Source organism: Pseudomonas sp. NyZ201 (genome assembly GCF_049860765.1).
Classification (GTDB): domain Bacteria; phylum Pseudomonadota; class Gammaproteobacteria; order Pseudomonadales; family Pseudomonadaceae; genus Aquipseudomonas; species Aquipseudomonas bharatica.
Genome location: NZ_CP187557.1, coordinates 2,154,782 through 2,179,980, shown reverse-complemented (window position 1 = coordinate 2,179,980; position 25,199 = coordinate 2,154,782). Strand labels below are relative to the sequence as shown.

The following is a 25,199-nucleotide window of genomic DNA, read 5'->3' as shown; positions in this document are numbered from 1 at the left end:
AGAAAAAAGCTTTTTCTTACAATTCTTGTAGGATTCTGCGACAGCTTGCCGGTTGGTGATCACCGGAGCGGCACGTATGATTCCCTGCAAATTTCCGCAGATTAGATATCTATGTCCTTGATAGTTCTACTGCTTCTGCCATTCGTGGGGAGCTGTGTGGCCGGTGTGCTGCCGCACAACGCACGCAACTCGGAGTCGCTGCTGGCCGGCATCGTCGCCCTGATCGGCACGGTGCAGGTGGCCATGCTGTATCCGCAGATCGCCGATGGCGGGGTGATCCGCGAGGAGATCCTCTGGCTGCCGAGCATGGGACTCAACATCGTTCTGCGCATGGACGGCTTCGCCTGGCTGTTCTCGCTGCTGGTGATGGGCATCGGCACCCTGGTGTCGCTGTATGCGCGCTACTACATGTCGCCCCAGGACCCTGTGCCACGCTTCTTCGCCTTCTTCCTGGCCTTCATGGGCGCGATGCTCGGCCTGGTGATTTCCGGCAACCTGATCCAGATCGTGTTCTTCTGGGAACTGACCAGCCTGTTCTCCTTCCTGCTGATCGGCTACTGGCATCATCGCGCCGACGCCCGCCGCGGCGCCTACATGGCCTTGATGGTGACCGGGGCCGGCGGCCTGTGCCTGCTGGCCGGGGTGATCCTGCTCGGCCATGTGGTCGGCAGCTACGACCTGGACAAGGTCCTGGCTGCCGGCGATGTCATCCGTGGCCACGCCCTGTACCCGGTGCTGCTGCCGCTGATCCTGCTCGGTGCCCTGAGCAAGAGCGCGCAATTCCCCTTCCATTTCTGGCTGCCCCACGCGATGGCAGCGCCCACGCCGGTGTCCGCCTACCTGCACTCTGCAACCATGGTCAAGGCCGGGGTCTTCCTTCTGGCGCGGCTGTGGCCGGTGCTGTCCGGCACCGACGAGTGGTTCTGGATCGTTGGCGGCGCCGGGGCCTGCACCTTGCTGCTCGGCGCCTACGCGGCGATGTTCCAGAACGACCTCAAGGGCCTGCTGGCCTACTCGACCATCAGCCACCTCGGCCTGATCACCTTGCTGCTGGGCCTGAACAGTCCGCTGGCGGCGGTGGCCGCGGTGTTCCACATTCTCAACCATGCCACCTTCAAGGCTTCGCTGTTCATGGCGGCGGGCATCATCGACCATGAAAGCGGTACCCGTGATATCCGCAAGTTGAGTGGCCTGTTCCGCCTGATTCCGTTCACCGCGACCCTGGCCATGGTCGCCAGCGCCTCGATGGCCGGCGTGCCCTTGATGAACGGATTCCTGTCCAAGGAGATGTTCTTCGCCGAGACCGTGTTCATCTCCTCCACCGCCTGGGTCGAGACCACCCTGCCGGTGATCGCCACGCTGGCCGGAACCTTCAGCGTCGCCTACGCGCTGCGCTTCACCGTCGACGTGTTCTTCGGCCCCACCGCCACCGACCTGCCGCATACCCCGCACGAACCACCGCGCTGGATGCGCGCGCCGGTCGAGTTGCTGGTACTGACCTGCCTGGTGGTCGGCGTCTTCCCGGCGCAGTCGGTCGGTCCGCTGCTGGCCGCCGCCGCCCTGCCGGTTGTCGGCGGCGAGCTGCCGGAGTACAGCCTGGCGGTCTGGCACGGCTGGAACGCCCCCCTGATCATGAGCCTTATCGCCATGTGCGGCGGGGTGCTGCTCTATCTGGCCCTGCGCAGCCAGCTCCGGCAGGGCCGCTTCACTTATCCGCCGCTGATCGAGCGTTTCAATGGCAAGCGCCTGTTCGAACGCGGCCAGGTCCTGCTGATGCGTACCGCCCGCGGCATCGAGCGGATCTTCACCACCCGGCGCCTGCAGAAGCAGCTGTTCATGCTGGTCCTCGCCGCCCTGGTGGCGGGCATGCTGCCGCTGCTGGCCCACGGCCTGAGCTGGGGCAACCGGCCGAAGATCCCGGGCTCCGGGGTGTTCGTCATGCTCTGGCTGATCGCCATTGCCTGCGCCATCGGTGCCGCCTGGCAGGCCAAGTACCACCGTCTCGCTGCGCTGATCATGGTCGGGGTCTGCGGCCTGATGACCTGCATTACCTTCGTCTGGTTCTCCGCCCCGGACCTGGCGCTGACCCAGTTGGTAGTCGAAGTGGTCACCACCGTGCTGATCCTCCTCGGCCTGCGCTGGCTGCCACGGCGGATCGAGGGCGTGTCGCCACTTGCCGGCTCCCAGGAGCGGGCGCGCCTGCGGCGTCTGCGCGACCTGGTCCTGGCGGTGCTGGTGGGCGGCGGCATGGCGGTGCTGTCGTACGCCATGCTGACCCGTCCGACACCCAACTTCATCTCCTCCTTCTACCTCAGCCGCGCCCTGCCGGAAGGCGGCGGGACCAACGTGGTCAACGTCATGCTGGTGGACTTCCGGGGCTTCGATACCCTTGGCGAGATCACCGTGCTGGTGGCCGTGGCCCTGGCGGTCTTCGCCCTGCTGCGACGTTTCCGTCCGCCGCGCGAGAGCATCCAGTTGCCGGCGCAGCAGCGCTCGCTGGCACCCGACATGGTCACCGACCTGGTCAACCCGCGACATGCCGAGGACACCGCCCTGGGCTTCATGATGGTCCCGGCGGTACTCGCCCGCCTGGTGCTGCCGATGGCCATGCTGGTGTCGATGTACCTGTTCATGCGCGGCCACAACCAGCCGGGCGGCGGTTTCGTTGCCGGCCTGGTGATGTCGGTGGCGTTCATCCTCCAGTACATGGTTGCCGGCACCCAATGGGTCGAGGCGCAGATGAGCCTGCGGCCCTTGCGCTGGATGGGCACCGGGCTGCTCTGCGCAGTCCTGACCGGTGTCGGTGCGCTGCTGTTCGGCTACCCGTTCCTCACTACCCATACCGCACATCTGCACCTGCCGCTGCTGGGTGACCTGCACATCGCCAGTGCGCTGTTCTTCGATGTCGGGGTGTTCACCGTGGTGGTCGGCTCGACCCTGCTGATCCTCACCGCCCTCGCCCACCAGTCGGTGCGTGCGCACCGGCCGCTACCGAAATCCACCACAGCAGAGGGAGCCGCCTGATGGAAGAAGTCATCGCGATCGCCATCGGCGTTCTCGCCGCCTCCGGGGTCTGGCTGATCCTGCGGCCACGGACCTACCAGGTGATCATGGGGCTGTGCCTGCTGTCCTACGGGGTCAACCTGTTCATCTTCAGCATGGGCAGCCTGTTCATCGGCAAGGAGCCGATCATCAAGGACGGCGTGCCCCAGGACCTGCTCAACTACACCGACCCGCTGCCCCAGGCCCTGGTACTGACCGCGATCGTCATCAGTTTCGCCATGACCGCGCTGTTCCTCGTGGTACTGCTGGCGTCCCGCGGTTTCACCGGTACCGACCATGTCGACGGACGGGAGCCCAAGGAATGAGCGGGATGCAACAACTGATAGTCGCGCCCATTCTCCTGCCGCTGCTGACCGCAGCCCTGCTGCTGTTGCTCGGGGAAAAACGCCGGCCACTGAAGGCGCGGATCAACCTGTTATCGACCCTGACCGGGCTGGGCATCGCCATTGCCTTGCTGCTGTGGGTCAGGGACCAGGGCCAGGCCACCTCCATCGGTGTCTACTTGCCGGGCAACTGGGCGGCGCCGTTCGGCATCGTCCTGGTGCTGGATCGCCTGGCCGCGCTGATGCTGGTGCTCACCGGCGTCGTCGGCACCAGTGCCCTGCTCTTCGCCCTGGCCCGCTGGGACCGCGCCGGCGCCAGCTTCCACGCACTGTTCCAGATCCAGCTCATGGGCCTGTACGGCGCCTTCCTCACCGGCGACCTGTTCAACCTGTTCGTGTTCTTCGAGGTGCTGCTGGCGGCGTCCTACGGCCTGCTGCTGCACGGTTCGGGGCGCTCGCGGGTCAAGGCCGGCCTGCATTACATCGCCATCAACCTGTTCGCCTCGTCGCTGTTCCTGATCGGCGCCGCCATGCTTTACGGGGTCACCGGCACCCTGAACATGGCCGACCTGGCGATGAAGATTCCCCAGGTGCCGGAGGCCGATCGCGGCCTGCTGCATGCCGGCGCGGCGATCCTGGCCATCGCCTTCCTCGCCAAGGCCGGCATCTGGCCGCTGAATTTCTGGCTGGTACCGGCCTACTCCTCGGCCAGCGCGCCGGTGGCGGCGTTGTTCGCCATCATGACCAAGGTCGGCTTCTACACCGTCCTGCGCCTGTGGACCCTGTTGTTCTCCGAGCAAGCCGGCGCCTCGGCCTTCTTCGGCGGACAGTGGCTGGTCTACGGCGGCCTCGCCACCCTGGCCTGCGCGGCCGTGTCGATCCTTGCTGCGCAGCGCCTGGAGCGCATGGCCAGCCTGAGCATCCTGGTCTCGGCCGGCACCCTGCTGGCGGCGATCGGTTTTGGCCAGACCGCGCTGATCTCGGCGGCGCTGTTCTACCTGGTCAGCTCGACCCTGGCCCTGTGCGCGCTGTTCCTCCTGGCCGAGCTGATCGAACGCTCGCGTTCGGCCAACGAGCTGCCGCTGGACGACGATGCCGATGCCATGCCGTCGCCGCTGGAGTCGCTGCAGCCACCCAAGGGCACCAACCTCGATGACGAGCAGAAGGCCGTGGTCGGCCAGGTGATCCCCTGGACCATGGCCTTCCTCGGTTTCAGCTTTATCGCCTGTGCGCTGCTGATCATCGGCATGCCGCCGCTGTCCGGCTTCGTCGGCAAGTTCAGCCTGATCACCGCCCTGTTCAACCCCTCGGGCATGGGCGTGCCGGCCGAAGCACCGCTGCCGGCCAGCGGCTGGGCGCTGCTGGCCTTGCTGATCCTTTCCGGCATGGCCTCGCTCATCGCCTTGGTGCGCCTGGGCGTGCAGCGCTTCTGGAAGCCGGAGGAGCGCCCCTCGCCGTTGCTGCGCCTGTACGAATGCATGCCGATCGTCGCCCTGCTCAGCCTTTGCGTGGTGCTCAGCCTGTGGGCCGAACCCTTGATGCGCTATGCCCAGGATACCGCCGCCAGCCTCAAGGATCCGGGCGTATACGTGGAAGCGGTGCTCGGTACGCGGCCGATTCCGGGCCCCACCACCCTTGAAAGCCTCGGGCAGGTTCAACCATGAAACGATTGCTCCCCGCCCCGCTTCTGTCCCTGGCCCTGTTCGTCCTGTGGCTGGTGCTGAACCTTTCGATCAGCCCGGGCAACATCATCCTCGGCCTGCTCCTGGGCATCCTCGCACCGCTGCTGATGCGGCCCTTGCGCCCGTTGAGCGCGCATATCCGCAATCCGGGGGCGGTGATCCGCCTGGTACTGCGGGTGGGCCTGGATGTGCTGGTATCCAACCTGGACGTGTTCCGCAGCGTCTGGCGCATGGGTCGCAAGCCACCGCGCTCGCGCTTCGTGCATATTCCCCTGGACCTGCGCGATGCCCATGGCCTGGCAGCACTGTCGATGATCACCACGGTGATCCCCGGTACGGTGTGGTCCGAACTGGCCCTGGATCGCAGCGTACTGCTGCTGCATGTGTTCGACCTGGACGACGAGGCCCGCTTCATCGAGCACTTCAAGCACACCTATGAACGCCCGTTGATGGAGATCTTCGAATGACCGGCCTGCTTGCCAATGCCATCATCGCCAGCCTGTTCATCTTCACCATCGCCATGGCCGTGACCCTGGTCCGGGTGTTCCGCGGCCCGTCGGCCCAGGACCGGGTGCTGGCCCTGGACTATCTGTACATGCTGGGGATGCTGATGATGCTGGTGCTGGGTATCCGCTACGCCAGCGATACCTATTTCGAGGGTGCGCTGCTGATCGCCCTGTTCGGCTTCGTCGGCTCGTTCGCCCTGGCCAAGTTCCTTCTGCGCGGCGAGGTGATCGAATGACCGCTCCGGTATTGCCGTTCTGGCTGGAAATCGTGGTAGCCGCGCTGATCCTGACCAGCAGCCTGTTCGCCCTGACCGGGGCCATCGGCATCCTGCGCCTGAAGGATTTCTTCCAGCGCATGCACCCGCCTGCCCTGGCTTCGACCCTCGGTGCCTGGTGCGTGGCGCTGGCCTCGATCCTGTATTTTTCCGCGCTGAAGGAGACGCCGGTGCTGCATGCCTGGCTGATTCCGATCCTGCTGTCGATCACCGTGCCGGTGACCACGCTCCTGCTGGCCCGCACCGCGCTGTTTCGCAAGCGCATGGCCGGCGAGGACGTGCCCGGCGAGGTCAGCAGTCGCGAGCAGGAGTGACGCCCGTCACTGCCCCTCGGTCAGGCGCTGCAGCTCGCGCCTGACCATCGCCGCGTATTGCGCGGGCTGGAGCTGGTAAAGCTGCCCGGCGACCCAGGTCAGCCACTGCTCCTGCAATTCCTCACGCCGTGCCAGCCACTGCCGCGCCTGATCTTCGGCGCGAGCCTGATGGCGCTCATGGAACTCGCGGCGACTCACTCGCTGGCCTTGAAGGTCAGCTCGCCCTTGCGCCACTTGGCAACCTTGGCCGTGGCCGCCTTGAGGGTCTTGGACAGCCCTTCGCTGATGCGCGCGTGGGCCGCGAACACCATCATGACCGCACGCCCTTCACGGAAGACGATGCCCTCGCCTTCCGGAACGCTGACGAAGGCGTATTCGCCCAAGCCGTAGATGGTCTGCTTGATTTCGCGGAAGCGGATTTCCAGCTTGCCGCCTTCGCGGCTTGGCAGGACGGCGGCGCGGAAGTGGTCACCGACCTTCAGTTCCAGGCGCTGCTTGTCATCGACCACCAGCGCGTCGGCGGTCTCGACCTCGGCCATGTACAGGCCCTCGGGGCTTTGCTCGGTGATGTAAACGAACGGCGACTGGAATTGCTTGACCAGCTTGCCGCGAAGATCTCCCAGCACGAACAGGGCGTGCATATCCAGATTGGTGACTGCCAAAGAAAATTCCTCAAAACCGAGATCACACTGACACCCGTGAAGAAAAGCTCCCACGGGCATGCCGTACTTCATTAATTCGAAGTTCGAAAGACTAATGAGTTGGCGCCAATAAGTAGCGGCCCGGAGGCGTCGCACCTTGTGGGAAATCACACTTTCCCATGCCGGATACGGCTTGATAGCGAACGTCTGACCGACATCGCGCGGTGAAAATTCCGTGTTTCACCGCTCCTTCGCGGTGCAAGGCGATCAATTGAAGATCGCCTCGTAGCGTCGGAAAGCGAATGGCTTACCGCACAGGGAAGCGAATATGCACGAAAACACGGAAACCCGTCGAGGGGTGTGTGCTGTTTGCAGGTGAGAAATTTCTGTTGTTGGGGTTCTTACAGGAGGGGATTAATGTGGTGTTCTTGAGGGCCTCATCGCTGGCAAGCCAGCGATAGGTCCCTCAAGACTAACGAGTTCCCGGCATCTTCTCCGGTCGATACCCCAGCCGCAGCCCGCCCCAATGCCGGCCATCGACCTTGATCGGTACCGACAGGTCATGCATCAGCTCGCCGGTGTCCCGGGTGTAGGTCTGCAACAGCAGGCGCTGCTGATGGCTCCCGCAACGAATACCGGTGCGGTCGTCGAACTTGCGCTTGCTGCGGTTGTGCGCAGTGTCGGTGGCCTCGTCCCCGGTCAGTGGCTGGTTGAAGGCATTGTTGTGGGTCGGCACGTAGCCCTGCTGGGTACAGGCGATCGCATAGATCAAGCCCTCGTGTTCGCGCAGCAATGGCTCCTGGATAGCCGGCAGGACCTGGTCGGTGTACTGGTCGAAACGGGTGCGATAACGCGCCGGCCGGGTGCCGGGCAACACCTGGTACTGACGGTCGAACAGATCATCATGACTGATCCGGCCCTCGCGGATATCCGCCTCGAAGCGCTCGGCGATCTGCCGGGCGCCACGCAGGGCCAGGTCGAAGACCCGCTGGTGATAGTCATCCAGCCCGACCTCGGCCAGGCGCTCGCTGATGTTCTCCGCCTGCCCTTCCATCTGCACGGCGGCCTGGGCCAGGCGCTGGGTCTGCTGGTCGCTGATGGCCAGGTCGCCGCGCATCTGCTCCACCGCCTGGAACAGGCTGTCGAGCTGGGTACGGGTGGTTTCGGTACCACCGGCGATCTCGGTAATCTGCTGCTCGACACCCGCCGCCAGCCCGGCAATGGCATCCAGTTGCTCGCCGGTGTGCTCGACCTGGGCAACGCCAGTGTGCAGGTCATCCGACAGCCCGCGGATCTGCTCTACCACCTGGGCAGTACGCTGCTGGATATCGGCGACCATCACCCCCACTTCCTCGGTGGCGCTGGCCGTACGACCCGCCAGGCCGCGGACCTCATCGGCGACCACGGCGAAACCGCGTCCGTGTTCGCCGGCACGGGCGGCCTCGATGGCGGCATTGAGCGCGAGCAGGTTGGTCTGGCTGGCGATGGCCTGGATCACCAGGGTGACCCGGGCGATATCCTCGCTGCGCTGGTGCAGCGCTTCGATCAGTTCGCGGCTGGCATTGGCGCGCGAACTGAGCAGGTGCATGAGCTGGATCGAATCGGCCAGTACCAGGCGCCCCGCAGCGCTGCTTTCATGGGCTTGCTGGGCGGCCACCAGCGCCTCGCGACTGAGCTGGGAAGTGACTTTCTCGGTGCCGATCATGACTTCGGCGCTATTGACGATCTGTGCCGCGGAAGACAACTGCGATTGCAGCTTGTCCGCCAGTTGCCTGACCGAATAGGACACGCCGGCCGCCGACAGCGCGTTATGACTGGTGACCTGGGCCAGGTCGCGGGTCAGCTCGGTGAGCGGGTCGTGCACGGCCACCTGAGCCGGCTGCGGCCGGCTGCGCAGGTGCGGCAGCCACAACACCAGCAAGGCCAGCGGCAGGCAGAACCAGAACGAAATGCCGGCGAATGCCATGGCCGCCAGCACCACCACCAATACCAGGCTTTGCAGCACCACACCGGACCAGCCACGGGCACCCCGGGCCGAGGGTTCCGCTGGTGCCAGCGCGGCGGGTAGAGATCCTTCTCGCATCATGACTGTGGCTCCCCGTTGTTATTGTTGCGTCATTAAACGCCACTACAACGCCATTAGCCATGCTTCCTTGGGCGTAACCCGATCCGGCCTTGATACAGGACAACTGCCCGCCGCTTTTCGCCCGCGCGAAAACGAAAGCCCCGGGTGCGTGGCCCGGGGCTTTGGTATGCAAGGGTCGACCAGACGTGTCGATCAGACCTGGCGCAGATGCTTGTCCAGTTGCTCGTGACGCTCCTGCGCCTCGATGCAGTACTTGGTGGTCGGGCTGATCAGCAGGCGCTTGAGGCCGATCGGCTCGCCGCTGTCGTCGCACCAGCCGAAGCTGTCGTCGGCGATACGGCCCAGGGCCATTTCCAACTGCGGCAGCAGGCGCTGGTCACGCTCGATGGCGTTGACCAGCCAGTGACGCTCTTCTTCGACCGAGGCGGCATCGGCAGGATCGGCAGGCGAGTCCAGGCTTTCGATGGTTACACGGCTCTGCTCGATGCGCTCCTGGGTCTCCACTTTCATCTGCTTGAGCAGATCGGCGAAGAAGGCCAATTGCTCGGCGTTCATGTAGTCATCGGCCGGCATGGCCAGCAACTTTTCCTTTGTCATTGATATCTCTAATAAAAATGTACGTGCATTTAGACGAATCGGGTGCCGCGGCGAACGCATCGCCAGCAGCGAAATTCTTCAAGCACCAGTCGGCACTCAGTTCATGGGGGGCGGCAGTCTAAGGCCGAGCCTCATGCCGGGCAACAGAAATGACTGCGGTTTTGTCCGAAAAGCCCCTTATCCCTCGCAAGCATGGTGCGGGGGCAGCGTTTATAGCAAAAAATCCTGGCGTGCGTGAAGCACGGCAACGCCCGCTTATCCGAGCAATTGGCTGAGCACCGCGCGCAACTTGCCCGGTTTCACCGGTTTGTTCAGCAGCGGCGCGCCAAGCCGCTGCATGGCCCGACGGCTCTGGTCGCTGCGGTCGGCAGTGATCATCACTGCGGCGATCGCCACGCCGAAGTGCTTGCGCAGGTCACGTACGACTTCACATCCGGTTACACCATGATCCAGGTGGAAGTCTGCCAGGACCAGCTCCGGCGCCCTGCCCTGCAACACCTGCAAGGCTGTCTCACGGTCGGTGGCGGTGAATACTTCGCAGCCCCATTGGCCGAGCAGCGCGGCCATGCTCTCGAGGATGGCGGTCTCGTTATCCAGTACCAGCAGACGGCGACCCGGCAGCGGATCGCCCAGGGCGGGCAATGGCACCCCGGGTGCGACCACGGGGCGCGGGGCTTCCCGCGATAAGGGCACATCGATGCTGAACACCGAGCCGCGCCCCGGCCAGGAACGCACCCGTACCTGGCAGTCGAGGATGCGTGCGATGCGCTCGACGATCGCTAGCCCCAGGCCGACGCCTTTGCGATCGGCAGCACGGCCGACGTCGAGCTGGTTGAATTCGAGAAAGATCGACTCCAGGCGGTCGGCCGCGATGCCCCGGCCGCTGTCCCACACTTCCAGGCGCAGCACCTGGCCACGCCGCCGGGCGCCAAGGAGGATGCCGCCCCGCTCGGTATAGCGGCAGGCATTGCTGAGGAAGTTGCGCAGGATCCGCGTCAGCAGGCGGATGTCACTGCGGATCATCCAGGCACCACTGCGTACCCGCAGGCCCAGCCCGGCCGCTTCGGCCACCGGCTGGAACTCGGAAGCCAGGGGGCCGAGCAGTTCGTCGAGGTGGTACAGATCCAGGTCAGGCTTGATTGCCGCCTGGTCGAGGCGAGAAATATCCAGCAGATCGGTCAGCAGGTCTTCCGCGCCCTCCAGCGCCTGGTGCGCGCGTTCCACCAGTACGTGCTCGGCAGCCGGCAGGCTGCGCTCGCGCAACGTGGAAATCAGCAGCCGCGCCGCATTCAATGGCTGCAGCAGGTCGTGACTGGCCGCAGCCAGATACTTGTCCTTGCTGCGGTTGGCGGCCTGGGCAGCATCCCGGGCCTCGATCAACTGGTTGGTACGCTCGGCAACGCGCTGCTCCAGTTCGTCATTGAGCTGTTGCAGGCGTTCCTGGCTGAGCTTGCGCTCGGTGATATCGGCGACGAAACCCTCGACTACGCCCTCTTCGTCCGGACGCAGGAGCAGGTTCATCAGCACATCGATGGCGCTGCCGTCCTTGCGTTGCAAGCGGGTCTCGTACCCCAGCAGCGCCCGCTCGCGCTGCAGTTGCTCGGCGATGTGCATCAGTTCCTGCTGGCCGCCAATGAACAGATGCCCGGCCAGGTCGGTGCGCGCCAGCAGCAACTGCTGCGGATCGGCGTAGCCCAGCATCCGCGCCATGGCCGGGTTGGCCGCGCGCAGGCCATCTTCCAGGCTGGCCTGGAAAATCCCGTGCACGGCATGCTCGAACAGCCAGGTGTAGCGGTTGCGCTCGGTTTCCAGCTCGTCGAGGCGCGCCGCCAGCTCCGGGTAGTGGCTCTTGCGGACCGTGTGGTTGCTCAGCCCGAGCAATCCGGCCAGGGCGTCGGAGCCCGGCTCAGAGGGCCTCGCCATAGACCACCTCGACATCACGCTGGCTCGAGGCACGAGGGTTGGTGAGGATGCACGGGTCGTCCATGGCGTGTTGCGAGAGGAATGGAATGTCGCTGCCGCTGACGCCATGCAGGCCCAGGGTTTCATGGAAGCCCACGGCCCGCTTCAGGGCGATCAGGTGCTCGACCAGGCGCTGGCGGATCTGGTTATGGCTGAGGCCGCGGCAATCGATGCCGAAGGTTTCGGCGATCACCTTGAAGCGCTCCGGCGCCGCACTGTAGTTGAACGCCACCACGTGCTCCACCAGCACCGCATTGCACAATCCATGGGGCAGGTCGAGGAAGCCGCCGAGGCTGTGGGACATCGCATGCACCGCGCCAAGGATCGCATTGGAGAACGCCAGCCCGGCCTGCATGCTGCCGAGCATGATCGACTCGCGCAGGGCAATGTCCGAAGGGTTGGCGATCATCTGCACCAGGTTGCCGTCGATCAGGCGCATGGCTTCCAGGGCGTGGGTATCGGTCAACGGCCCGTGGCCGGTGGAGACGAACGCCTCGATGGCATGCACCAGTGCGTCGATGCCGGTACAGGCGGAGAGGAACGGGTCCATGCTCAGGGTGGTTTCCGGGTCGATCAGCGACACATCGGGCACCACCGCCTTGCTGACGATGGAGAACTTCATGCGTTCCTGCTGGTTGGAAATGATCACGAACTGCGAAACGTCCGCCGACGTGCCGGCAGTGGTCGGGATCAGGATCAAGGGCGGGCTGGGCACGCGGATGGTGTCGACCCCTTCGAACTCGAGGATGTGCCGGCCATGGGCGACCACAATACCGATGCCCTTGGCGCAGTCCATGGGGCTGCCGCCGCCAACGGCGACGATCACGTCGCACTGCTCGGCACGGTAGCGCTCGGCGCCGTCCATCACCTCTTCCACCCGCGGGTTGGGCGACACCTGGCTGTACAGCACGTAATCGATGCCCTGGGCCTGCAGGCTGGCCTCGACATCGGCGACCCAGCCGGCGGCGATGACGCCGGGGTCGCTGACCAGCAGCACCTTGCGCGCGCCGAAGGTCCGGGCGTAATTGGCGACGTGCTGGCGGCAGCCGGCACCAAAGATGATTTCGGGGGAAACGAACTTGCGCAACTGGCTCAGATTCGGGCTCATGCAACGCCTTCTTGTTTTTTTAAGTTAGCGCCAGCCTAAAGCAAAGAGAGGGTAAGGCAAAGGCGGCGCCGGCCGTCTCGAGAGCCGGCCGGCGCCAGGAGGATCAACGGTTGGCGAAGTACATGGTCACTTCGAAACCGATACGCAGATCAGTGAACGCAGGCTTTTTCCACATAGGTCCATCCTCTTCTGGCACCGCAGGCTGGCGGTGCGTCTAGTGATACACCGTTTCCGGTGCGGGTCGAATACTACTTTGGAACAGTCTTGAAGCACGACGCGGACTCTTTGGGAGCGGGTTTACCCGCGATAGCGTCGGTGAATCCACTATCGCAATCGCGGCGGTTCGGCGTTCCGATGAACCCGCTCCCACGAGGAGGCGCGGTGTGCTTTAGAAGAAGCCCAAAGGATTGATGTCGTAGCTGACCAGCAGGTTTTTGGTCTGCTGGTAGTGGTCGAGCATCATCTTGTGGGTCTCGCGGCCGACACCGGATTTCTTGTAGCCACCGAACGCGGCATGCGCCGGGTACAGATGGTAGCAGTTGGTCCAGACGCGACCGGCCTTGATTGCGCGGCCCATGCGGTAGGCACGGTTGATGTCGCGGGTCCAGACGCCGGCACCGAGGCCGAACTCGGTGTCGTTGGCGATGGCCAGGGCTTCGGCTTCGTCCTTGAAGGTGGTGACGCCGACCACAGGGCCGAAGATCTCTTCCTGGAACACACGCATGCCGTTGTGGCCCTTGAGCAGGGTCGGCTGGATGTAGTAGCCGCTGGACAGGTCGCCGGCCAGCTGCTCGGCGTTGCCGCCGGTGAGGATCTCGGCGCCTTCGTCGCGGGCGATCTGCAGGTAGGACAGGATCTTGTCGTACTGCTGCTCGGACGCCTGGGCGCCGACCATGGTTTCGGTGTCCAGCGGGTTGCCGCGCTTGATCTGCTTCACCTTCTTCAACACCTCCTGCATGAACTGCGGGTAGATGGATTCCTGGACCAGCGCACGGGACGGGCAGGTGCACACTTCGCCCTGGTTGAAGAAAGCCAGGACCAGCCCTTCGGCGGCCTTCTCGATGAACGAAGGCTCGGCCTGCATGATGTCTTCGAAGAAAATGTTCGGCGACTTGCCGCCCAGCTCGACGGTGGACGGGATGATGTTCTCCGCTGCGCACTTCATGATGTGCGAGCCCACCGGAGTGGAACCGGTGAAGGCGATCTTGGCGATGCGCTTGCTGGTGGCCAGGGCTTCGCCGGCTTCGCGACCGAAGCCCTGGACGATGTTCAGCACGCCTGGGGGCAACAGGTCGCCGACCAGCTCGATGAACACGGTGATTGACAGCGGCGTCTGTTCGGCCGGCTTGAGCACGATGCAGTTGCCGGCGGCCAGGGCCGGGGCGAGTTTCCAGGCGGCCATCAGCAGCGGGAAGTTCCACGGGATGATCTGCCCGACCACGCCCAGCGGCTCATGGAAGTGATAGGCGGCGGTGTTGTCGTTGATCTCGGCGGCGCTGCCCTCCTGGGCGCGGATGCAACCGGCGAAGTAACGGAAATGGTCGGCAGCCAGGGGCACGTCGGCGTTGAGGGTTTCGCGGATGGCCTTGCCGTTGTCCCAGGTCTCGGCCAGGGCCAGGACTTCGAGGTTCTGTTCGATGCGGTCGGCGATTTTCAACAGGATGTTGGAACGGTCCTGTACGGAGGTGCGGCCCCATGCATCGGCAGCGGCATGGGCGGCGTCCAGGGCCTTGTCGATGTCCTGGGCGTTGGAGCGGGGGAATTCGGCGATGAGCTGGCCGTTCACCGGCGAGGTGTTGCTGAAGTACTGGCCGCTCAGCGGCTGGACGAACTCGCCGCCAATGTAGTTGCCGTAGCGGGGTTTGAAGGAAACGATGGCATCCGGGCTGCCGGGAGCTGCGTAGATCATGGTTCAGGGCCTCTGCTGAGCGGCGCCCGTCGTGGATGACGGGCAGTGACTGGATCTTAGTCAGGCGCGGCGGAGCAACGAATCAGCACTTGGCAGGGATGGGCTAGTCATTTGGTCGTAGAAAAAGAAGGCGCACCGCGTGTCCTGTGGGAGCGGGTTCACCCGCGATTACGGTGGCGAATCCACCATCGTAATCGCGGCGGTTCGGCGTCCCGATGAACCCGCCCACAGGGTCCGAGTCGCGCCAGCACTACAGGCTCAGGAACAACTTCTGCGCACTGCTCTTGTCGATCCGGCTGCGATACACCTCGATGATCGCCTGGTTGCTCTGCGATGCCATCACCTGCGGTCCGCGGTCATAACGCTGCTCGCGGGTCTTCAGGTGTGCCGCGGTGAAATCACCGACCTGGGCATCGGCGCTGGCGTAGTGGAAATGCGCGTACCACAGCGGCTTACCGTCCTTGTCATTGACCACGAACTCCTGCAGGTAGTCCTGGGGAAAGCCCTTGCGCCTGGCCAGCGCGACCCGCTCGCCTTCCCGGGCAATGCTGATTTCCTGCTGCTCCAGCAGCCAGGCCACCTGCCCCACCGTCGGTGCCTGCTTCTTGAGGATCTCCACCCGCAGGCGCCGGCCCTCGTCACGCATCAGCTTCGCCTTGGCCGTCAGGGCCGCCGACTGGCGCGCCGCATCGATCCCGTCGGCAGAGTCATCCGTGGCGTTTTCCCGGGTGAGCGCATCCTGTATCTGCTGGACCAGGGCATCCAGCGGACGCGCTTCCTGGATCAGGATGTCCTCGATATCAGCCCCCACCGTTGCCGTCTTCGCCTGGCTGCGGACCTTGGCAATCTTGCGTTCGGCATTGTTGAGCAACGGCGTCGAGCGCTTGATCAGCGTGGCCAGGCTCGCTGGCGTCGGTGCCGGCGCTTCGCCGCGGACTTCGCTGACCGGCTGCCAGACACCAGGTTCGGAGGTTTCCTCGTAGCGATCCAGTTCACTGTTGTCGATGGGATCGACCACCACCACGGACTCCGGGCGACCGCCCTCGGCCTTGCGTCGCGAACCGACCACCACGCCGCGGTTGCGGGTGCGGATCAGGACCTGCTTGCGCTTGTTCGACGCCGGCCGGGGCGCCGCATCGCTGCGCCCCGGCAGCAGTTGCAGGTGCGTGGCCAGTTCCTCCTGAGCCTCGCGATGCAGGCTTTCCAGATCGTCGATGAACACCTGCAGCAGTTCCGCACCGCCGGGACCTCGTGGCAGAGCCTGGTACAGGCGCGATGTATCAAGGGCAAAGCGCAGACGGCTGACCACACTGTCGAGAACCTCCACCTCCTCGGCCTCGGTGAACGTCTCCTTCACATCCAGCGCATCGCGCATGCTCAGGCCGGTGCGCGCCGCCAGCAAGGCACGGTAGAGCAGCTTGTAGTCGCTGCTTTTTTCGATGTCGAGAATGGTCGCGGCACGCAGGCTCAGGTCGACCGATTTCCATGCCCGCAAGCTCGGCTCGGTGGTCAACAGGCCGTGGGTCTTGTCCGCCAGTTGCGGCCCGCCGGGGAGAATGTCGCGCAACTGCTTGCGCATATCGGCGATCACCGCATGGCAGGCCAGGATGCCATCGACCTCCTCCTGGGACTTGCGACACGCCTCCATCATGCGCGCGAGCTTTTCCACATGCTCCGGCGACTGTTCTTCCTGGGGCGAACCGGCCGGACGCATATCGCGCATGATGGCGTGGTTGTCGCTGAAGCGCGCGTGCAGCACATAGGCCAGTTGCGCCTGGACACCGGCACGGTCGTAAAGGTTGCGTGAATGCATGCGCTTGAACTCGGGCTGCGGTTTCAACTGCTGCAGTTGGCGCAGGTTGTCGTCGAATGACACCAGCACGGCGTCCAGCTGGCCCAGGTGATCGTGATAGACCTGAAGATGGTCCTTGGTCGGATATTGCTGGCGCGCGGCTTCATCCAGGTCTGCCTGGACCTGCTCGGAAAGGCTGACCCGTTGCCCGAGCAAGCGGGCGTGGTTCTCTTCCAACTGGAGGATGCGTTGCCGATTGCTTTCACGCAGCTGCGCAATGCGCCGGTTGACCGGCATGCCGCCGCGCAGACGCAGGCCGAAGTCCAGCCGCCAGTTCCCGCCGGCGTCGCTGCGTACCCAGGGGCCGAGCTTGCCGGCGGCATCGATCAGGCGCGGACCATCCTCGGTGAAGGACAACCGATAGATCACCCCGTCGATCAGGCCCAGCCACTGCTGCTGGTATTGATAAAGCCCATGATGGAGTCCCGGCCCCATCGGCGTACCGAGCTTGTCCACGCTGACCTCGCTGCGAAAACCGGACAGTGCCTCGCGCTGGGCCACGGTCAGGTCGGTGCTGCCCCAGCCGAAACGCGACCAGCGGGGCGCCTGCGGCAGCTCGGTCTTGCTCGGCTCGATGCTCACCGCCTCGCTGTCCCCGTCCGGGGCTGTCGTGGTGTCGCGCGGCAAGCCGGGTTCGCTTTCCGGCAGCAGCAGCAACGCCAGGCTCAGGAGCAACTGCTGCAGGTCACCGGGCTGGCCAGCGCCCTTGTCCTGCGCCAGTACCCCACGCAGGCTGGAAAACAGCGGCAGCATCCAGGCCGCCTTGACCAGTGGCCCATTGAAGAACGGCAAAATGGTGTTCAGCATCAGCCAGCCCAGCTCCTGGTAGCCCAGCCAGCGACTTTCGCTGGTAGACAGGGTTTCCCGCTGCGCCCGGGCAATCAGCTCCTGGGCGCAGGACTGATACAACTGCTCGGGTACATTGCCGTGCAGCACCGCCTCGCCCAGCTTGGCCAGCGCCGGCACGCTGATCATGGAGAATTCGTCACCAGGGAAGAAGCGCACGATGTGCGGCTCGGCAAAACCACCATGGGCGTAGACCGCTCGGCGCGCCGGTACCAGGCGCTCGAGAATGTCGTCCTGCAGGGCTCCCGCTGCGCACAGGGCCTTGAAGAACTCCGCGCGGCTGGCGTACTCGCGCAACGGCTCACGGTGCAAGGGGCGATACAACAGGCAAGGGCCTTCACCGATGGTCGGTGCTTCGATCAACCAGGCGTTGCCGGCGATATCCGGCGTGGCGCCGGAACGAGCGATGAACGACAGCGGCCGCAGCGCCACCGGTGCTGCGGACGGCAGTTCGGGGCGGAACAGGCTGTCCACCCGCTTCACGCTCTGCGCGCTGAGCGATGCCGGATCACGCAGGCGGGTTTCCAGCGCCAGCAGCGGCATCTGCTCGCAGATCTGCTGGATGAAGCGTTGCTGGCGCGGCCTGCGCTCGTCGGCATCGTCGAGCAGGACGCGCCGCAGCAGCTCGGGATAGTGTCCTCCCACATCCAGGCGCGTCACCAGGCCCTTGAGATAATCCACCGTCAGCCACTGCGGCAACTTCGCACCACTGAGGCTGTGCAGGCTCACGGTGCCGGCCTGCAACACCGCCAGGTTGGCCAGGGCGAACTGCATCGGCGTCAGGCGCACGATCTTTTCCTCGCCCTGGGGCACCACGCTGCCACCACTGCCGCCAGCGGCCCCGGTCACCTGCCTGTTGACCAGTTCCAGGTCATCCAGATCCGGTAACGGATCATGGGGATGGTCGGTGAGCATGGCGTCATGCAGCTGCTGGCGGGCGAAATCGAACGCGTCGGGCACGCCGTCGAGGAAGGACCTGTCGTCCTCATCCTGCCGCAGCCACGCCATGCGCAGCAGGCGCCCGGCGTAATCACGGCGCTGATCCTCGCCGGCCTTGGCCAGCCAGTCCGGCAATTGCAGGCGCAAGCGCTGGCGCATCTCGCGCTGGTTGGCCTGGCAGATGCCGAGCAGCGAGCTGGCTTCATCCAGACGCAGTTGCAGCGACTGGCCGGCGCTCATGCCCGGCAGCGCCGGCAGGCGTGCCAATGCGGCAACAAGCTCCTGCTGCTGCTCGCGCAACAGAAGGGCCTGGGACACGAACACCGAGCCGGGTGCCGTGTACTGGCGCAAAACCTGCGGCCCTGTTCTGTCCGGACAGCGATTGACCAGCGAGCCACGCAGGGCCGTACGCGACTCGAAGCGATAGATCGACCCGCTCAGGCTGAAAACCAGGGCCATCGTGCGCTGCAACTGGCTGACCTCGCGCTCCAGCAGGATCGCACTGGCCAGTTCCGGATCCAGGCCCTGTTCAACGCACAGAACCTGCGCGAGCAGGCTGATCTTCACTTCGACCAGGTTGTGCAACAGCGCTCGGTCCTGCGCTCGCGGAAAGTTGATGATGATCCTTGCGGTCGCCGCCTCAAGGCTGTCCAGGCCACCGTTGTGGAACAGTTCCTCTACGACTTCGCGGCATTGCTGCTGCAGATGGCCAGCCATCCACAACAGCGGACTGCCCTCGCCGTCGCGGCTGAAGTTCCAGTACTCGTACAGCGCCTGCTGGTAAGTGGACAGCAGGTAGCGCGCGCTTTCGTTGATCAGCGCCTGGATATCGGCGGCTTCGACCTTGCTGCGGAACGGGGTTTCCGCGCCCTTGTAGAAACTCAGGTAATCGCTGTCGGCGTCGAGGCTGAGCAAGGCGCCAGTGCAGAAGCATTCGATCAGGATGTCGGCCAGGTCCTCGACCTGTTCCATGCCCTTGGCATCGGTCCGATACAACAGCAGCGCCGAGGGATCGGGCTCGGCAAAGCCGCGCAGGTAGGCCTGCTCGAAGATCAGGCACCAGGCCACGTCACGCAGCGAGGGACGCCGGGCGAAACGCTGGGCGATGGGGCCGCAGAGGGGGGAGTTCAGGGCCAGTTGGCCGAGGGGTGATGGGGTTGGGGTCATGGGTGCGCTTCCTTGGGCTGGAGGGAAGCAGCATTTCAATCGTATGCATTGGCATGACGGTGGTAGATCTTGCTTGGGTGGTTGCGGCTGATGGCCTCATCGCTGGCAAGCCAGCTCCCACAGGCGCTATCCCAATAGGAGCTGGCTTCCCAGCGATGAGGCCCTATCCGACAACAACGTTGGCAGTGCCGACCTCATCGCCGGTACTTTCAGCGGAAATCAACGGTCCTTGAACTGCGCCTCACGCTTGGCAATGAATGCCGCCATGCCTTCCTTCTGGTCTTCGGTGGCGAATGCCGCGTGGAACACCCGGCGCTCGAAGCGCACGCCTTCCGACAGGCTCACTTCGAAGGCGCGGTTCACCGACTCCTTGACCATCATCGACACCGGTACCGACTTGCTGGCGATCACCGCCGCTACTTTCAGCGCTTCGTCCAGCAGCTCGGCCTGGGGCACGATCCGCGCCACCACGCCAGCCCGCTCGGCTTCCTCGGCGCCCATCAGGCGGCCGGTCAGGCACAGCTCCATGGCCTTGGCCTTGCCCACCGCGCGGGTCAGGCGCTGGGTGCCGCCCATGCCCGGCAACACGCCGAGGTTGATCTCCGGCTGGCCGAACTTGGCGTTGTCGGCAGCCAGGATGAAGTCGCACATCAGCGCCAGCTCGCAACCGCCGCCCAGGGCAAAGCCGGACACCGCCGCGATGATCGGCTTGCGCCGGTTGGCCACGCGGTCACTGTCGCTGAACAGGTCGTCGAGGTAGATCTGCGGGTAGGTCAGCTCGGCCATTTCCTTGATGTCGGCGCCAGCGGCAAAGGCCTTGGCCGAACCGGTGAGGACGATGCAACCGATGTTGGCATCGGCCTCGTAGGCGTCCAGCGCCTGGTTCAGTTCGCCGATGATCTGGCGGTTCAGGGCGTTCAGCGCCTGGGGCCGGTTCAGGGTAATCAGGCCGACCTTGCCACGGGTTTCGACGAGGATGGTTTCGAATGTCATGAGCTGCTCCCTTCAAAGATTGCGCGCAATCACCATGCGCTGAATGTCGCTGGTGCCTTCGTAGATCTGGCAGACCCGCACATCGCGGTAGATCCGCTCCAGCGGAAAGTCACTCAGATAGCCATATCCGCCGAGGGTCTGCAAGGCATCCGAACAGACCTTTTCGGCCATTTCCGAGGCGAAAAGCTTGGCCATGGACGCTTCGACCAGCGCCGCCCGACCGGCATCGCGCAGGGCAGCCGCGTGATGCACCATCTGCCGCGCCACGGCAATCCGGGTGGCCATGTCGGCCAGGCGGAAGGCCACGGCCTGGTGCTCGATCAGCGGCTTGCCGAAACTCTCGCGCTCGCGGGCATAGTCCCGGGCCACTTCGAACGCGGCGCGGGCCATGCCCACCGATTGCGCGGCAATGCCGATGCGCCCGCCCTCCAGGTTGGCCAGGGCGATCCTGTAGCCTTCGCCTTCCTCGCCCAGGCGGTTGGCCAGCGGCACGCGCACCTCGTCGAAGACGATCTGGCAGGTGTCGGATGCGTGCTGGCCGAGCTTGTCCTCGACCCTCGCGACCTGGTAGCCGGGGCTGTCGGTGGGAACCAGGAAGGCGCTGATCCCGCGCTTGCCCGCAGCCGGATCGGTAACGGCAAAGACGATCACCAGCCCGGCATTGCTGCCGGAGGTGATGAACTGCTTGCAGCCGTTGATCACGTAGTGGTCGCCATCGCGACGGGCGCGGGTCTTCAGGCTGCTGGCATCGGAGCCGGCCTGGGGTTCGGTCAGGGCGAAGGCGCCGAGCATGGCACCGCTCGCCAGCGGAGTGAGGAACCGCTCCTTCTGCTGCTCGTTGCCGAACTTGAGGATCGGCACGCAGCCCACCGAGTTGTGCACGCTCATGATGGTGGAGCAGGCGCCGTCACCGGCGGCGACTTCCTCCAGGGCCATGGCATAGGACAGGTAGCCGGTATCGCAACCGCCCCACTGCTCCGGCACCAGCATGCCGAAGAAGCCCATATCGGCCATCTCGGCCATCGCCTCCTTCGGGAAACGATGCTCGCGACTCCATTGCTCGGCGAATGGCCGCAGGCGCTCCTGGGCGAACTGCCGGGCAGCATCGGCGATCTGTTGTTGCTCGTCGTTAACCAGCATGGCGCACCTCAATCCAGGATCTCGACAGCCATGGCCGTGGCCTCGCCACCGCCAATGCAGATCGCCGCCACACCGCGGCGCTTGCCTTTCTGGCGCAGGGCGGACAGCAAGGTCACCAGGATCCGCGCGCCTGACGCGCCGATCGGATGGCCGAGGGCACAGGCACCGCCGTGGACGTTGACCTTCTCGTGTGGCAGCCCGAGCGTCTTCATCGCGACCAGGGTCACCACGGCAAAGGCTTCGTTGATCTCGAACAGATCGACATCGCCCAGGTCCCAGCCGGTGCGTGCGAGCAGCTTCTCGATGGCACCGATCGGCGCGGTGGGGTACAGCGAGGGCGTGTCGGCGAAGGCGGCGTGACCATGGATGACCGCCAGCGGCTTGAGGCCCAGCGCTTCGGCCCGGGAGCGGCGCATCAGCACCAGCGCCGCGGCGCCGTCGGAGATCGAGCTGGAGTTGGCCGCAGTCACGGTGCCCCCGTCGCGGAACGCCGGCTTGAGTTGCGCGATCTTGTCCAGGCGCGCCTTGGGCGGCTGCTCGTCATCGCTGATCAGCACCTTGTCCTTGCCCACCGTGACCTCTACCGGAACGATCTCCGCGGCGAAACTGCCGTCCTTGATCGCCTGCTGGGCGCGGGTCAGCGAGGCGATGGCGAAATCGTCCTGGGCCTGGCGACTGAAGTCGTTGGCCTCGGCACAGTCCTCGGCGAAGGTGCCCATCAGGCGACCCTTGTCGTAGGCGTCCTCGAGACCGTCGAGGAACATATGGTCGATGATCCTGCCGTGGCCCATGCGATAGCCGCTGCGGGCCTTGTCCAGCAGGTACGGGGCGTTGGACATGCTTTCCATGCCGCCAGCGACAACCACATCGGCACTGCCGGCCAGCAGCAGGTCGTGGGCCATGATCGCCGCCTGCATGCCGGAGCCGCACATCTTGTTCAGGGTGGTGCAGGTGGTGCCCTTGTCCAGGCCGGCCCCCAGCGCAGCCTGGCGCGCCGGAGCCTGGCCGAGGCCGGCAGGCAGTACGCAACCGAACAGCACCTGCTCGACGCTGCCGGGCTGGATGCCGGCACGCTCGACGGCGGCGCGGATCGCCGCGGCGCCCAGTTGCGGCGCGGTCAGGCTCTTGAGGTCGCCCTGCAGGCCACCCATCGGGGTGCGCACGGCGCTGACGATGACGATCGGATCCTGGTTCATGTTCGACTCCTTATTTCGCAGCCATGCGCAACGCGCCGTCGAGACGGATGGTCTCGCCGTTGAGCATGCTGTTTTCAATGATGTGGCGGGCCAGCGCAGCGTACTCGGCCGGGCGGCCCAGGCGTGGCGGGAACGGTACCCCGGCGGACAGCGAGGCACGGACCTCCTCGGTCATCCCGGCCATCATCGGGGTTTCGAAGATGCCCGGGGCAATGGTCATCACACGGATGCCGAAGCGCGCCAGTTCGCGCGCGGCAGGCAGGGTCAGGCTGGCGACGGCGCCTTTGGAGGCGGCATAGGCGGCCTGGCCGATCTGGCCGTCGAAGGCGGCGATGGATGCAGTGTTGATGATCACCCCGCGCTCGCCCTCCTCCGACGGCGCGCCTTCGGCCATGGCCGCCGCAGCCAGTCGCAGCATGTTGAAGCTGCCGATCAGGTTGACGTTGATGACCCGGGCGAAGCTGTCCAGGCCATGGGGACCGTTGCGGCCCAGGACCTTCTCGGCACCGACGATGCCGGCGCAGTTGACCAGCCCGTGCAGGCTGCCGAAGGCGGCGAGCGCAGCATCCACGGCGGCCTTGGCCGCGCCTTCCTGGCTGATATCGGCTACCGCATGCCGGGCCTGTTCGCCAAGGCTGGCGGCCCTGGCGGCGACAGCCTCGGCATTGAGGTCCACCAGCATTACCCGGGCGCCGGCCTGGACGAGCATTTCGGCGGTGGCCGCACCCAGCCCGGAGGCGGCGCCGGTGACGATGAAGTTGTGATTGGCGATTTGCATGCTTGGCTTTCCTCAGGCGCTGGCCTTGTGGGCTTGTTGCGCCGCTTGTTGAAGGGCGATTTCCTGGTTGCGCAGGATGAAACGCTGCAGCTTGCCGCTCGGGGTCTTGGGCAGCTCGCTGACGAATTCGATTTCACGGGGATAGGCGTGGGCGTAGAGGCGCTTGCGTACGTGCTGGCGCAGGGCTTCGGCCAGCTCTTCGCTGCCCTGCTGGCCGGCGCCGAGTACGACGAAGGCCTTGATCAGTTCGGTGCGCTCCGGATCGGGCTTGCCGATCACCGCCGCTTCGATCACCGCCGGATGCTCGATCAAGGCGCTCTCGACGTCGAAGGGGCCGACCCGATAGCCCGAGGTGGTGATCACGTCGTCGCTGCGCCCGACAAAGCTGATGCTGCCATCCGGGTTCAGCTCGACGGTGTCGCCGCTGAGGTAGTACTTGCCGACGAAGGCCTTGGTCGGCAAGCCGTGGTAGCCAGCGAACCAGCACAGCGGCGACTGCTCGCGATCCACGGCGAGGATGCCCGGCTGGCCGGCCGGCAGTTCCTCGTGCTGCTCGCCAAGCACGACGATGCGGTGACCGGGCACGGCATAACCGGCCGATCCCGGATGAACGTTGTGTTCCAGGCCGTGGTGGTTGCACAGCACCATGCCCAGTTCGGTCTGGCCGTAGTGGTCATGGATGGTTACCTCCAGCTCGTCGCGGAACCAGCGGATCACCTCCGGATTGAGCGGCTCGCCGGCGCTGCTGACCACCCGCAGGCGCCCCTTGATCGGTGCGGAGAATGCCGCGCCGGCGGCGATCAGCATGCGATAGGCGGTGGGCGAACCGGCGAGGTTGGTGATGCGGTATTTGTCGATCACCCGGCAGGTGCTCTCGACGCTGAACGGCCCGTCGAAAAAGGTCGTGGCATGGCCCAGGGACAATGGCCCGGTGACCGCGTAGTACAGGCCATAGGCCCAGCCCGGATCGGCAAGGTTCCAGAAGGCGTCCTCGGGACGCAGGTCGATGGCATCGCGCATATAACCCTGGAAGGCAACGATGGCGCGCAGCGGCACTTCCAGTGGCTTGGCCGGCCCGGTGGTGCCGGAGGTGAACATCAGCAGGAACGGCGCTTCGCCGGGCAGCAATACCGGGTCGCAAGCCTGGGTGGTGGCATTCAGCGCAGCGTGGAAATCCACATCGCCACTGACCTGGGCGGCATTGACGCAGATGATGGCGGGACACTGCTCGACTTCGTCCAGCTTGGCCCGGTTGTTCGCATCGGTGACCACCACCTTGGCTCCCGACGCATGCAGGCGGTGTTCGACCGCCTTGGGTCCGAACGCGGTGAACAGGGGCTGGTAGACCGCACCCAGGCGCCAGGTGGCCAGTACGGTAACCAGCAACTCGACGGTGCGTGGCAGCAGCCCGGCGACCCGATCGCCAGGGCCGACGCCCTGGGCCTTGAGGACGCTGGCGAAGCGCGCCGCCTGGTCGCGCAATTCATCGAAACGGTAGCTGGCGCTCTGGCCGTCGCGGCCCTCCCAGTACAGCGCGACGGCTTCGCCATCGGCGTGCCGGTCGCAGCACTCGACGCAGGCGTTGAGCGCCTCGAGACTGCCTGCCAGTGCCGCCCGGGCTGTCTGCTGGTAATTGAAAGAACGTACTGCCGCGCTGTACTCACGCATTCGCCAGACTCCCCATTGTTGTTTTTGGAAGGAATTCGAAGGTCTGGAAATAGTCGCCCCGGTGCCGGGTCGCGGCAATGGTCAAAGTTATCAATGTGGATGACTGGTTTGGCCAATCCTGCTGGAAGTCGAGCAAGACCATGGCTCACCGGAA

The 25,199-nt window shown here is 65.1% G+C and carries 19 protein-coding genes and 1 pseudogene; 6 read left to right on the top strand and 14 right to left on the bottom strand.

Annotation, left to right across the window (positions count from 1 at the left end; genetic code table 11):
- Positions 1-111 precede the first annotated feature (111 nt).
- Genes ACPFMA_RS09735 through ACPFMA_RS09710 form a run of 6 tightly spaced genes read left to right on the top strand, consistent with a single transcriptional unit; the run spans position 112 to position 6,163 of the window.
- The gene (locus ACPFMA_RS09735) at positions 112-3,024 is read left to right on the top strand and encodes a monovalent cation/H+ antiporter subunit A (protein WP_425930072.1); all 2,913 of its coding nucleotides are present in this window, start codon (positions 112-114) and stop codon (positions 3,022-3,024) included.
- Positions 3,024-3,368, top strand: a complete 345-nt coding sequence (locus ACPFMA_RS09730) for a Na+/H+ antiporter subunit C (protein WP_009394682.1) — start codon at positions 3,024-3,026, stop codon at positions 3,366-3,368. The genes ACPFMA_RS09735 and ACPFMA_RS09730 overlap by 1 nt, the downstream gene beginning before the upstream one ends.
- On the top strand, positions 3,365-5,050 hold the full coding sequence (locus ACPFMA_RS09725) for a monovalent cation/H+ antiporter subunit D (RefSeq protein ID WP_420058970.1): 1,686 nt from the start codon (positions 3,365-3,367) through the stop codon (positions 5,048-5,050). The genes ACPFMA_RS09730 and ACPFMA_RS09725 overlap by 4 nt, the downstream gene beginning before the upstream one ends.
- Positions 5,047-5,535, top strand: a complete 489-nt coding sequence (locus ACPFMA_RS09720) for a Na+/H+ antiporter subunit E (RefSeq protein WP_009394678.1) — start codon at positions 5,047-5,049, stop codon at positions 5,533-5,535. The genes ACPFMA_RS09725 and ACPFMA_RS09720 overlap by 4 nt, the downstream gene beginning before the upstream one ends.
- On the top strand, positions 5,532-5,810 hold the full coding sequence (locus ACPFMA_RS09715) for a K+/H+ antiporter subunit F (protein ID WP_009394676.1): 279 nt from the start codon (positions 5,532-5,534) through the stop codon (positions 5,808-5,810). Before ACPFMA_RS09720 ends, ACPFMA_RS09715 begins: the two co-directional genes overlap by 4 nt.
- Positions 5,807-6,163 carry a Na+/H+ antiporter subunit G gene (locus tag ACPFMA_RS09710; protein WP_009394675.1) on the top strand — a complete coding sequence of 119 codons (357 nt, stop codon included), beginning with the start codon at positions 5,807-5,809 and terminating at the stop codon, positions 6,161-6,163. The genes ACPFMA_RS09715 and ACPFMA_RS09710 overlap by 4 nt, the downstream gene beginning before the upstream one ends.
- Before the next feature lie 6 nt (positions 6,164-6,169).
- Here the strand turns inward: ACPFMA_RS09710 and ACPFMA_RS09705 are convergent, their stop codons facing one another.
- The 14 genes and pseudogenes from ACPFMA_RS09705 to ACPFMA_RS09640 all read right to left on the bottom strand — a co-directional run bounded on the left by ACPFMA_RS09705 (position 6,170) and on the right by ACPFMA_RS09640 (position 25,045).
- The gene (locus ACPFMA_RS09705) at positions 6,170-6,361 is read right to left on the bottom strand and encodes a hypothetical protein (RefSeq protein WP_420058968.1); all 192 of its coding nucleotides are present in this window, start codon (positions 6,359-6,361) and stop codon (positions 6,170-6,172) included.
- Positions 6,358-6,825, bottom strand: coding sequence for a hypothetical protein (locus ACPFMA_RS09700; RefSeq protein ID WP_420058967.1), 468 nt, complete (start codon positions 6,823-6,825; stop codon positions 6,358-6,360). The genes ACPFMA_RS09705 and ACPFMA_RS09700 overlap by 4 nt, the downstream gene beginning before the upstream one ends.
- A 451-nt stretch (positions 6,826-7,276) precedes the next feature.
- Positions 7,277-8,323: pseudogene (locus tag ACPFMA_RS09695) on the bottom strand (methyl-accepting chemotaxis protein); the annotation flags it as partial.
- A gap of 759 nt (positions 8,324-9,082) precedes the next feature.
- Positions 9,083-9,487, bottom strand: coding sequence for a TraR/DksA family transcriptional regulator (locus ACPFMA_RS09690; protein ID WP_064303839.1), 405 nt, complete (start codon positions 9,485-9,487; stop codon positions 9,083-9,085).
- Positions 9,488-9,742: 255 nt separating this feature from the next.
- Positions 9,743-11,410, bottom strand: coding sequence for a hybrid sensor histidine kinase/response regulator (locus tag ACPFMA_RS09685; protein ID WP_425930071.1), 1,668 nt, complete (start codon positions 11,408-11,410; stop codon positions 9,743-9,745).
- On the bottom strand, positions 11,394-12,557 hold the full coding sequence (ercA, locus tag ACPFMA_RS09680) for an alcohol dehydrogenase-like regulatory protein ErcA (RefSeq protein WP_425930070.1): 1,164 nt from the start codon (positions 12,555-12,557) through the stop codon (positions 11,394-11,396). The genes ACPFMA_RS09685 and ercA overlap by 17 nt, the downstream gene beginning before the upstream one ends.
- Positions 12,558-12,660: 103 nt before the next feature.
- Complete coding sequence (gene pqqA, locus ACPFMA_RS09675; RefSeq protein ID WP_009394664.1) at positions 12,661-12,732, bottom strand: pyrroloquinoline quinone precursor peptide PqqA; 72 nt, start codon at positions 12,730-12,732, stop codon at positions 12,661-12,663.
- Between the two features lie 213 nt (positions 12,733-12,945).
- Positions 12,946-14,466 carry an acetaldehyde dehydrogenase ExaC gene (gene exaC / locus ACPFMA_RS09670; RefSeq protein ID WP_064303842.1) on the bottom strand — a complete coding sequence of 507 codons (1,521 nt, stop codon included), beginning with the start codon at positions 14,464-14,466 and terminating at the stop codon, positions 12,946-12,948.
- A gap of 250 nt (positions 14,467-14,716) precedes the next feature.
- A complete protein-coding gene (locus tag ACPFMA_RS09665; protein ID WP_425930069.1) occupies positions 14,717-19,270 on the bottom strand; it encodes a dermonecrotic toxin domain-containing protein in 4,554 nt (1,517 codons plus the stop codon).
- A 219-nt stretch (positions 19,271-19,489) separates the two neighbouring features.
- Positions 19,490-20,263: an enoyl-CoA hydratase gene (locus ACPFMA_RS09660; RefSeq protein WP_009394659.1), complete on the bottom strand. Its 774-nt coding sequence runs from the start codon at positions 20,261-20,263 to the stop codon at positions 19,490-19,492.
- A gap of 12 nt (positions 20,264-20,275) precedes the next feature.
- Entirely contained in the window at positions 20,276-21,403 is a 1,128-nt protein-coding gene (locus ACPFMA_RS09655; protein WP_420058964.1) for an acyl-CoA dehydrogenase, read from the bottom strand.
- 8 nt (positions 21,404-21,411) lie between these two features.
- Positions 21,412-22,599, bottom strand: coding sequence for an acetyl-CoA C-acyltransferase (locus ACPFMA_RS09650; protein WP_064303845.1), 1,188 nt, complete (start codon positions 22,597-22,599; stop codon positions 21,412-21,414).
- A 10-nt stretch (positions 22,600-22,609) separates the two neighbouring features.
- On the bottom strand, positions 22,610-23,377 hold the full coding sequence (locus tag ACPFMA_RS09645) for an SDR family NAD(P)-dependent oxidoreductase (RefSeq protein ID WP_425930068.1): 768 nt from the start codon (positions 23,375-23,377) through the stop codon (positions 22,610-22,612).
- Positions 23,378-23,389: 12 nt separating this feature from the next.
- Complete coding sequence (locus tag ACPFMA_RS09640; protein ID WP_425930067.1) at positions 23,390-25,045, bottom strand: AMP-binding protein; 1,656 nt, start codon at positions 25,043-25,045, stop codon at positions 23,390-23,392.
- Positions 25,046-25,199 lie beyond the last annotated feature (154 nt).

What these genes read in the sequence shown, in the direction of transcription:
- ACPFMA_RS09735 (WP_425930072.1), top strand. Translation starts at nt 112, where the DNA reads ATGTCCTTGATAGTTCTACTGCTTCTGCCATTCGTGGGGAGCTGTGTG.
- ACPFMA_RS09730 (WP_009394682.1), top strand. Translation starts at nt 3,024, where the DNA reads ATGGAAGAAGTCATCGCGATCGCCATCGGCGTTCTCGCCGCCTCCGGG.
- ACPFMA_RS09725 (WP_420058970.1), top strand. Translation starts at nt 3,365, where the DNA reads ATGAGCGGGATGCAACAACTGATAGTCGCGCCCATTCTCCTGCCGCTG.
- ACPFMA_RS09720 (WP_009394678.1), top strand. Translation starts at nt 5,047, where the DNA reads ATGAAACGATTGCTCCCCGCCCCGCTTCTGTCCCTGGCCCTGTTCGTC.
- ACPFMA_RS09715 (WP_009394676.1), top strand. Translation starts at nt 5,532, where the DNA reads ATGACCGGCCTGCTTGCCAATGCCATCATCGCCAGCCTGTTCATCTTC.
- ACPFMA_RS09710 (WP_009394675.1), top strand. Translation starts at nt 5,807, where the DNA reads ATGACCGCTCCGGTATTGCCGTTCTGGCTGGAAATCGTGGTAGCCGCG.
- ACPFMA_RS09690 (WP_064303839.1), bottom strand. Translation starts at nt 9,487, where the DNA reads ATGACAAAGGAAAAGTTGCTGGCCATGCCGGCCGATGACTACATGAAC.
- ACPFMA_RS09685 (WP_425930071.1), bottom strand. Translation starts at nt 11,410, where the DNA reads ATGGCGAGGCCCTCTGAGCCGGGCTCCGACGCCCTGGCCGGATTGCTC.
- ercA (WP_425930070.1), bottom strand. Translation starts at nt 12,557, where the DNA reads ATGAGCCCGAATCTGAGCCAGTTGCGCAAGTTCGTTTCCCCCGAAATC.
- exaC (WP_064303842.1), bottom strand. Translation starts at nt 14,466, where the DNA reads ATGATCTACGCAGCTCCCGGCAGCCCGGATGCCATCGTTTCCTTCAAA.
- ACPFMA_RS09665 (WP_425930069.1), bottom strand. Translation starts at nt 19,270, where the DNA reads ATGACCCCAACCCCATCACCCCTCGGCCAACTGGCCCTGAACTCCCCC.
- ACPFMA_RS09660 (WP_009394659.1), bottom strand. Translation starts at nt 20,263, where the DNA reads ATGACATTCGAAACCATCCTCGTCGAAACCCGTGGCAAGGTCGGCCTG.
- ACPFMA_RS09655 (WP_420058964.1), bottom strand. Translation starts at nt 21,403, where the DNA reads ATGCTGGTTAACGACGAGCAACAACAGATCGCCGATGCTGCCCGGCAG.
- ACPFMA_RS09650 (WP_064303845.1), bottom strand. Translation starts at nt 22,599, where the DNA reads ATGAACCAGGATCCGATCGTCATCGTCAGCGCCGTGCGCACCCCGATG.
- ACPFMA_RS09645 (WP_425930068.1), bottom strand. Translation starts at nt 23,377, where the DNA reads ATGCAAATCGCCAATCACAACTTCATCGTCACCGGCGCCGCCTCCGGG.
- ACPFMA_RS09640 (WP_425930067.1), bottom strand. Translation starts at nt 25,045, where the DNA reads ATGCGTGAGTACAGCGCGGCAGTACGTTCTTTCAATTACCAGCAGACA.